The sequence below is a fragment of the Brevibacillus agri genome (assembly GCF_004117055.1).
In the GTDB taxonomy this organism is placed as follows: domain Bacteria; phylum Bacillota; class Bacilli; order Brevibacillales; family Brevibacillaceae; genus Brevibacillus; species Brevibacillus agri.
In genome coordinates, this window is sequence record NZ_CP026363.1 from 525,001 (window position 1) to 535,000 (window position 10,000).

A 10,000-nucleotide genomic window follows, 5' to 3' on the forward strand; every position below is an offset into this window, starting at 1 on the left:
GAATAATCGACAAATGTCTGGCATCCACCAGGTTTACAATCTTGCCCCCGGTCTCCACCATTGGCCGGGTAGGATGGTTCCGATCTGTAAATACAATCTTTCCTATCGTCCCGTCACTCAGCTCGACAATCGTACCGATCGTAAATTGAGTAATCCCATCCACAAATTTGCGTACAATAGTCGGGTCAAGCTTGCCAAAGCTGTCTCGAACCAATTGCTCTACCACCACGTATGGGGAAAGTGCCTTTTGATAAATCCGATCCGAGCACATCGCATGATACACATCCGCTACAGCAACAATCTTGCTGTACAGGTGCAATTTTGAGCCAGGCAGCCCTAACGGATATCCCGAGCCATCCTCCCGCTCATGATGCTGCAGGGCGGCCAGCGCGACTCCCTCGCTCAAACCATGGGAAGCTTTGATGATTTGGTATCCATAAACGGTGTGCTTTTTCATCTCTTCGAATTCTTCTTCTGTGAGCTTGCCGGGTTTTTGCAAAATTCTGCGGTCGATCTTGGTTTTTCCTATATCGAGCAAGGTGCCTGCCAATGCAACCTGCATCCATTCCTTTTCCGGAACCTTGATCCACTTTGCAATCATATAAGAAATGATCCCAACTGCAATCGCATGCTCGTACGTATAGCTGTCCATCCGTGCAAAACGGCGCAGTGACAGCAATACTTGCGGCTGCTGCTGGAACTCCGTAATAATCGGAGTAACCACCTCACGCACTTCCATCACCGGGATGTTATTTCCGCCCTGTACCCGAACCATCAAATTTTTCAGCGTTGATACTGCCTTTTCAAAGGTCTCCTGAATCGCTGGCTTGACAGGGATCAGCTTGTCCGAAGCTTTTGCCTGCTCGTCCGCTGGTGCTTCTGCTTGCTCCGTGGTATTGCCAGCGCTGGCTTCCTCAATATGTACCTTTTTAACCATAAAAGCTTCGAGGAATTCGATTTCTTTCTCAGACAAAAGGGTTCCTTTTGAAAACAAAACTCCCCCTAATGCTGAATATACTTCCTCTGCCAATCTCGCTCCACTGTTCAGTTGCTTCACATCCACGATGGGCAACTTGGTCACCACCCGATCCAACTTGTTAATCATAATAGTTTTCTTTTCCCAATTTTACTCCAATTTCAAACCATTTGCAGGAATAAAGTAACAAATCACTCTAACTTTCTGCTCAAAAAAAGAAACGCCCCTTGATTTTTCGGGGCGCTTCTCTCGATATTTTGCTTTATTCCTCAGTCGGCTCGTCCGGTTCAACATTGGTTGGAGCGTCACCATCACCAACAGTGTCGACAGCCTCACCATGCTCTTGCTCCTCAGAGTCGGCCTCATCGTCCTCTTCGTTCGGCGGGCATTTCGCTACTGAACCTACCTGCTCATTTTCCGACAGGCGAATCAGCTTCACACCTTGCGTATAGCGACCCATGACAGAAATACCCTTCATTTCTGTCCGAATGATGATGCCGGAAGTCGTGATAATCATCAGGTCTTCCTCTGGCTCAACCACTTTCAAGCCGACCACAGGACCACTGCGTTCCGTGACATTGTGGGTCTTGATCCCTTTACCGCCGCGAGACTGGATGCGGTATTCGTCAACAGGAGTGCGTTTTCCGTAGCCGTTTGCAGTTACGATCAGAACTTCCGCGTTCGGCTTGATGACGTCCATATCAATGACATTATCGTCATCGTCGAGGGTAATCCCTTTTACGCCGGTTGCGTTGCGTCCCATCGTCCGCACATCGCTTTCGCTGAAGCGAACGGACATCCCTTTTTGCGTACCCATGATGATCTCTTGCTGGCCGTCAGTCAAACGAACCCCGATCAGCTCGTCATCTTCGCGCAGATTGACTGCAATCAGCCCGCCTTTGCGAATGTTTTCATAGGACTCGAGCGTCGTCTTCTTGATAATCCCTTTCTTGGTCGCAAAGAACAGGAAGCGCTCATGGTCGAACTCTTTGACCGGGATTACCGCACTGACCCGCTCGCCCTTTTCGATCTGAATCAGGTTGATGATCGGCGTGCCTTTTGCCGTCCGGCTGAGATCAGGAATCTCAAAGCCTTTCAGGCGGTACACCTTGCCCTTGCTCGTGAAGAACATGATGTAATCATGCGAATTGGTAATGTACAGATGCTCAACGAAGTCGTCATCCTTGGTTCCCAATCCTTGGACTCCCCGGCCACCACGTTTTTGCGAACGGTAGGTGGATACAGGCAGACGCTTGATGTAGCCGTCGTGGGTCAAAGTAATGACGACATCCTCTTCTGGAATCAAGTCAGCATCTTCAATGTGATCCTCGTCAAACGTAATCGCTGTGCGGCGCTCATCGCCAAACTTCTCCTTGATTTCGCCCAGCTCTTCACGAATGATCGCGTAGATTTTGGCTTCGTCAGCGAGAATTGCACGCAGCTCGGCAATTTTCGCGAGCAGCTCCTGGTACTCATTCTCGATTTTCTCCCGCTCCAAGCCGGTCAGGCGTTGCAGGCGCATGTCGAGAATCGCTTGTGCCTGCTCGTAGCTTAGGGAGTAGTTTGTCATCAGTCCTTCGCGCGCTTCTTCCGTTGTTTGCGAAGAGCGAATGAGGCTGATAATCTCATCAATATGATCGAGCGCAATCCGCAAGCCCTCCAAAATATGAGCGCGCGCTTCTGCCTGCTTCAGATCGTATTCGGTTCTTCTGCGGATAATGACGCGCTGGTGCTGCAAATAGTAATACAGCATATCGCGCAGATTGAGCACGCGCGGACGGCCGTCAACCAAGGCCAGCATGTTGACGCCAAACGTCGTCTGCATTTGCGTATGCTTGAACAGATTGTTCAACACGACTTTTGGAATGACGTCGCGGCGGAGCTCCATCACGATGCGCATCCCTTTACGGTCGGACTCGTCGCGCAGATCGGTAATGCCCTCGATTTTCTTTTCGCGGACAAGCTCTGCGATTTTTTCTACGAGTCTTGCCTTATTCACCTGGTAAGGAATTTCCGTCACAATGATGCGCGGTTTTCCTTTATCCTCTTCGATTTGGGTTTTCGCCCGCATAATAATAGAGCCGCGGCCCGTTTCGTAGGCACGACGAATCCCGCTAAAGCCGAGAATTTCTCCGGCTGTAGGGAAATCCGGCCCTTTGATGATCTTCATCAGATCTTGAATCGTAATATCCGGGTTGTCGATCATGGCAATGACGCCATCAATGACTTCCGTCAAGTTATGCGGAGGAATATTGGTCGCCATCCCGACGGCAATCCCCGAAGCTCCGTTCAAAAGCAGGTTCGGGAAGCGAGAAGGCAAGACAACCGGCTCTTCCTTGCGCCCGTCGTAGTTGGGCGTGAAATCAACTGTTTCTTTATCAATATCGCGCAGAAGCTCCAGCGCGAGCTTGGAAAAGCGCGACTCTGTATAACGCATGGCCGCTGCCGGGTCGCCGTCTACAGAACCGAAGTTTCCTTGCCCTTCCACGAGCATATAACGCATATTAAAATCTTGTGCCATACGTACCATCGCTTCATAGATGGAAGAGTCCCCATGCGGATGGTAGTTCGCCATAACTTCCCCGACTACGTTTGCCGATTTACGGAACGCTTTGTCAGGAGTAAGTCCCATGTCGTGCATGGCATACAAAATACGCCTGTGAACAGGCTTCAACCCATCGCGAACATCAGGCAATGCGCGACTGACGATAACGCTCATCGCGTAGCTGATGAACGATTCTCTCATTTCCTGGCTAATATCGACTTTGGGAAACCGAGCAGTTTCTTCTGCCATAAACGGTAAACCTCCAACTGGTTATCACAATACGTTATTATACCATATAGAAAGAGGACACGTCCAAAAATTCCAGTCGAATCAATCGATTCCCCTTGGTTTTGCTCCGCTTTTGGCCCCGAATTTTCCCAAAAGCACGTTCCCTATTTATTCCAGTCCTGTTTTGCATTCACTTATGATTTGCCGTTTTCGCCTTCCCTATTCACAAAAGGAAAAACCCGAAACGATTTTAGGAGGAAATCGATTCGGGCACAGATGTCTTTTTGCCTTGCCGGGCCAAATAAACGATGTAGACAAGCAAATACAGCCCAAGTGCAACCAACGAATAACGATACATCGCCGCAAAACTGGTCATTTTGGCGACTGCCCCCAGAATCATTGCCCCTCCGCCGATCCCAAGGTCGAACGCAGAGAAAAATGTCCCGGTAGCTGCCCCTCTTCTCGACGGGTCTACCCGCTTGATCGTCCACGCCTGCAAAGAAGGCTGCACGCCGCCAACACCGACGCCAAACAAGATCGCAGCAAAGATCAGTTGCCATTCGCTCGTGCTGTACGACAACAGCAACAGTCCGCCGCCAAGGAAAAATCCACCCGGCAGCAAAATCCAGGCAGGTCCTCTGCGATCAAACAGCCTTCCCGCCAGAGGCCGAACAGCCATCAGCGCAATCGCATTGAACAGGAAAAACAGACCAATATTCGCGATGCCAACCTCAAGGCCAAACAAAGTAATAAAGCTGAATATCCCTCCGTAAATAATCCCGATCAGCAAATTCAGCAGAGAGGGAAACAGCGCTGCCTTTTCAATCAGCCCACTCAACACGCTGCCATTCGGCTTTTGCCCAGCAACGATTGGCTTGATTTTTACCAGCCTGGACAAGATCATCGCCAGAGCAGTCAAGCCTGCGGAGATGGCAAACAGCCAACCGTATCCCCAGTTTTGCGATACCCTCAAGCCCAATAGAGGCCCGAAAGCCATCGCCAAGTTGCTGAACATCCCGAAGTACCCCATTCCTTCCCCGCTTCTTTCCCGAGGAATGATATCGGACACGATCGTTCCGTAGGTGGTAGTGACAATTCCCCAGCCGATCCCGTGCAAAAAGCGAATCGCCAACACCAGCGCCACACTGACCATCCAGTAATATCCGGCGACGGCCAGCAAAAAGATGGCCAATCCAATCAGCAAAACAGGCTTCCTCCCGATGGTGTCCAGCGCTTTCCCGGTAAAAGGACGCACAAGCAGGGCTGACACAGTGAAAAGGCTAATGACCAGCCCCACCGCCAACTGATCTCCGCCCATGTCTGTCACATAGACCGGAAGCGTCGGAAGCAACATCTGGAACGCAACGAACAGCATAAAGTTGGAGAGTGCCAGGATCACAAAATCTTTCGTCCACAACGCCGTTTTTTCTGACATCAATATTCACTCCCCCTATCAAACCCGCGTATCTTTTCAATACAATAATATATGTAAAGTATAAAAAGTCAACCCATCGAGCCATCCATTATGCACTTTATGGTGCAATGCCTCCCCTTTCCCAGAAAAAAAGACGCCGGGTCAGCGCCGGCGCCTTGCTACAGCTTCACGATCATTTCCAAATCGGAGGTGCGAATCATTGTTTTGGTGTCGATCAGCAGCCCGATAAAAAGCACGGTCATCTTCATCCATTTTCTCATGGCGTATCCCCCTCCGTTTGTGTTGTTACCTTGATTGTACAAGGGGCGCAGTCGTTCTCCTATCGAATTGCCTTGCACGATTCTTACAAAGCTGTAAGAGTCGCAAAAAGTGTGTACTGCATGGCACAAGAGCTCGACCGCTTTCATGAAATCCAGCGTCAATTTTTGCAAAATGCTTCCCATGAACAGGATCGAAGCTGAAAACGGTCCATTGTGCAGTGCTATTTTCCGTATCAGTTTGCCGCTATCCCACTCCACTCAAAGCTAACACCCAAGGCAATATGAGCCTTGGGTGCTTTCCTTTTTTCCGCTATACATTCCGGGAAACATTTGCACTGAGCGCGTTCCTGCCAATTCGCATAACCATGAAGGAAGCGAGCAGGCAAAACGCTCCTGCAGCTATGAACATGAAGAAGTAGCTGTTCAGTATTGTATAGACCACGCCACCACCGTAGGCAGCTACCGCAGCCCCCAATTGATGGGCTGTTAATATCCAGCCAAACAAAATTCCTGCCTGCTGTTTGCCAAAAATGTCTGTCGTCAGCCTCAATGTAGGAGGAACCGTCGCGACCCAATCCAAACCGTAGAACACGATGAACAACCCAAGGCTAAATGTAGAGGTGGACAAAGCCGTAGGCAGAAACATCAAGGAGAGCCCGCGCAGTCCGTAGTACCAGAATAGCAGCCAGCGGTTATTGTAGCGATCAGACAGCCATCCGGAAAGCGTCGTTCCAATAATGTCAAAAACACCAATCAGGGCGAGCAGGCTGGCAGCAGTTACTGCTGGAATCCCGTGCTCCATGCACGCCGCAATAAAATGCGTCCCGATCAAACCGTTTGTAGACAAACCGCAAATAAAAAAGCTGCCGGCCAACAACCAAAAGTCAAAGGATCGAAGGCCAGTGAACAACCCATTCATTGCCGCACGGAATGGATTTTGTACAGGAGCCGCAAGTTCTTGGTCTGTGACTGTCGCTCCGTACGCTGAGAGCCCTTTATCGCTCGGGCGATCACGCATCAAAGCTGCCACGATCGGCACCATCACGAGCGCTACGGAAGCTATCACCCAGGAGGCTGTACGCCAGCCTTCCGTTTCAGCCAGGCTGGCGAGAAGAGGCAGAAACACAAGCTGTCCCGTAGCACCGCTCGCCGTCAAAATTCCCATGACCAGCCCTCGCTGTTGTACAAACCACCGATTGGCGATCATCGCCCCTAATACCGATGCTGTACAGCCTGATCCAAGGCCGACAACCACTCCCCATAACACAGTCAGTTGCCATGATGCCTGCATCCATGTTGTCAGTGCAGCCCCTAAGGCCAACATCAGCAAAGCAATCATCGTGATCCGCCTAATCCCGAACCGATCCATGACCGCTGCTGCAAACGGCCCAACCAATCCGTATAACAGCAAATTGATAGACAGCGCAAAGGAGATTGAAGAACGACTCCACCCAAATTCTTGTTCCACAGGCACCATGAATACACCAGGTGCGGAGCGAATCCCAGCCCCTATCAAGAGGATGAAAAAGGTCACTGCGGCAATCACCCAGGCATAGTGGAAACGCACAGAAGCAGCCTGTTTCATGAAAACTCCTTTCCTGTCCACAAACATCAGAAATTTCAGTATGTAATTCTGTTACTCATTACTATAGTGGAGCCAGACCGCAATTTAAAAATAAACTTTTCCATCCCACTCATCAATAATTTCAATGAATCGAATAGGGAAGACCAGGTAAAAAACAGGGCAGCGAAGCGCTGGCAACAAAACATTCTTGCTCGTATTTAGCCAAAAACTCTTCCTCCCGCATGGCCATCCCTTTTTGTGACGGCTAAGCTGTGTTCGATTTTCCTTGTGGGTACGTCCCTGTGTTCCAGGGTACACAAAAAAAGCTGCATTCTCCATTACTCGCAAAAGTAATCGGGAATACAGCTTTTCTTCTTATTCCTTCAAAACTGAATACGCATGTTTGCTAAGAAATGTGTGGATAAGTCCTCGACCGATTAGTATTCGTCAGCTCCACGCGTTGCCGCGCTTCCACACCGAACCTATCAACCTCATCGTCTATGAGGGGTCTTACCAGCTTAACGCTGTGGGAAGTCTCATCTTGGAGGGGGCTTCACGCTTAGATGCTTTCAGCGCTTATCCCGTCCGCACATAGCTACCCAGCTATGCCACTGGCGTGACAACTGGTGCACCAGAGGTGCGTCCATCCCGGTCCTCTCGTACTAAGGACAGCTCTCCTCAAACTTCCTGCGCCCGCGACAGATAGGGACCGAACTGTCTCACGACGTTCTGAACCCAGCTCGCGTACCGCTTTAATGGGCGAACAGCCCAACCCTTGGGACCTACTTCAGCCCCAGGATGCGATGAGCCGACATCGAGGTGCCAAACCTCCCCGTCGATGTGGACTCTTGGGGGAGATAAGCCTGTTATCCCCAGGGTAGCTTTTATCCGTTGAGCGATGGCCCTTCCATGCGGAACCACCGGATCACTAAGCCCGACTTTCGTCCCTGCTCGACTTGTAGGTCTCGCAGTCAAGCTCCCTTCTGCCTTTACACTCTACGAATGATTTCCGACCATTCTGAGGGAACCTTTGGGCGCCTCCGTTACCTTTTAGGAGGCGACCGCCCCAGTCAAACTGCCCACCTGGCATGGTCCTCTCGCCCGATGAGGGCGACGAGTTAGAAACTCCGTACATCAAGGGTGGTATCCCACCGACAGCTCCACAGAGGCTGGCGCCCCTGCTTCTCAGCTTCCCACCTATCCTGTACATGATGCACAAAGTTCCAATACCAGGCTACAGTAAAGCTCCATGGGGTCTTTCCGTCTTGTCGCGGGTAACCTGCATCTTCACAGGTATTATGATTTCACCGGGTCTCTTGCCGAGACAGCGCCCAAGTCGTTACGCCTTTCGTGCGGGTCGGAACTTACCCGACAAGGAATTTCGCTACCTTAGGACCGTTATAGTTACGGCCGCCGTTTACTGGGGCTTCGGTTCAAAGCTTCGCTTGCGCTAACTCATCCCCTTAACCTTCCAGCACCGGGCAGGCGTCAGCCCCTATACTTCGCCTTGCGGCTTCGCAGAGACCTGTGTTTTTGCTAAACAGTCGCTTGGGCCTTTTCACTGCGGCCCCCTCGGGCTCAGCCCACCCAACGCAAGCTTACGCTCACGTTGGGTGGGGACCCTCACCCTACCGGGGCGCCCCTTCTCCCGAAGTTACGGGGCCATTTTGCCGAGTTCCTTAGCAAGAGTTATCCCGCGCACCTTAGGATTCTCTCCTCGCCTACCTGTGTCGGTTTGCGGTACGGGCACCTTGTTCCTCGCTAGACGCTTTTCTTGGCAGTGTGAAATCAGGGACTTCGGTACTAAAATTTCCCTCGCCATCACAGCTTGCCCTTAGCGGTGTGCGGATTTGCCTACACACCAGGCTTACTGCTTGGACGGCCATCCAGTAGGCCGCTCACCCTATCCTCCTGCGTCACGCCACTCACTCAAGCGGAACAGAGGTGGTACAGGAATATCAACCTGTTGTCCATCGCCTACGCCTTTCGGCCTCAGCTTAGGTCCCGACTAACCCTGGGAGGACGAGCCTTCCCCAGGAACCCTTAGGCTTTCGGTGGACAAGATTCTCACTTGTCTTTTCGCTACTTACACCGGCATTCTCACTTCCAAGCGCTCCACCGCTCTTTCCAGTACGGCTTCACCGCTGCTTGGAACGCTCCCCTACCCAGTCCATAAGGACTGCCATAGCTTCGGTGATACGTTTAGCCCCGTTACATTTTCCGCGCAGAGTCACTCGACCAGTGAGCTATTACGCACTCTTTAAATGGTGGCTGCTTCTAAGCCAACATCCTGGTTGTCTGGGCAACTCCACATCGTTTCCCACTTAACGTATACTTGGGGACCTTAGCTGATGGTCTGGGCTGTTTCCCTTTTGACGATGGATCTTAGCACTCACCGTCTGACTCCCGGACATAAGTCATTGGCATTCGGAGTTTGACTGAGTTCGGTAACCCGATGAGGGCCCCTAGCCCAATCAGTGCTCTACCTCCAAGACTCTAATTCCGAGGCTAGCCCTAAAGCTATTTCGGGGAGAACCAGCTATCTCCGAGTTCGATTGGAATTTCACCGCTAGCCACACCTCATCCCCGCACTTTTCAACGTGCGTGGGTTCGGGCCTCCAGTAGGTGTTACCCTACCTTCACCCTGGACATGGCTAGATCACACGGTTTCGGGTCTACGGCAACGTACTTGCGCCCTATTCAGACTCGCTTTCGCTGCGGCTCCGTCTCTTCGACTTAACCTCGCACGCTACCGTAACTCGCCGGTTCATTCTACAAAAGGCACGCCGTCACCCTTTTAACGGGCTCCGACTATTTGTAAGCACACGGTTTCAGGTACTGTTTCACTCCCCTCCCGGGGTGCTTTTCACCTTTCCCTCACGGTACTGGTTCACTATCGGTCGCTAGGTAGTATTTAGCCTTAGCAGATGGTCCTGCCAGATTCACACGGGATTTCACGTGTCCCGTGCTACTCGGGGTTGGTCTCGGAGGG

At 51.4% G+C, this 10,000-nt stretch carries 4 protein-coding genes and 1 rRNA gene (2 of these 5 running past the window's edge); all 5 read right to left on the reverse strand.

What is annotated here, in order from left to right; all coding sequences use genetic code 11:
• Positions 1-1,105: the 5' portion of an HD-GYP domain-containing protein gene (locus BA6348_RS02795; RefSeq protein WP_122953466.1), read on the reverse strand. 20 nt of this gene lie to the left of the window's left edge; only the first 1,105 of its 1,125 coding nucleotides appear in the window; it begins with the start codon at positions 1,103-1,105; the stop codon falls past the left edge of the window.
• A gap of 133 nt (positions 1,106-1,238) precedes the next feature.
• A complete protein-coding gene (gene gyrA / locus BA6348_RS02800) occupies positions 1,239-3,770 on the reverse strand; it encodes a DNA gyrase subunit A (protein WP_005829517.1) in 2,532 nt (843 codons plus the stop codon).
• Between the two features lie 229 nt (positions 3,771-3,999).
• The gene (locus BA6348_RS02805) at positions 4,000-5,184 is read right to left on the reverse strand and encodes an MFS transporter (protein WP_122953467.1); all 1,185 of its coding nucleotides are present in this window, start codon (positions 5,182-5,184) and stop codon (positions 4,000-4,002) included.
• A gap of 570 nt (positions 5,185-5,754) precedes the next feature.
• Positions 5,755-7,029 carry an MFS transporter gene (locus BA6348_RS02815; protein WP_007786444.1) on the reverse strand — a complete coding sequence of 425 codons (1,275 nt, stop codon included), beginning with the start codon at positions 7,027-7,029 and terminating at the stop codon, positions 5,755-5,757.
• Between the two features lie 396 nt (positions 7,030-7,425).
• Positions 7,426-10,000 (reverse strand): 23S ribosomal RNA (locus BA6348_RS02820); it runs 397 nt beyond the window's last position.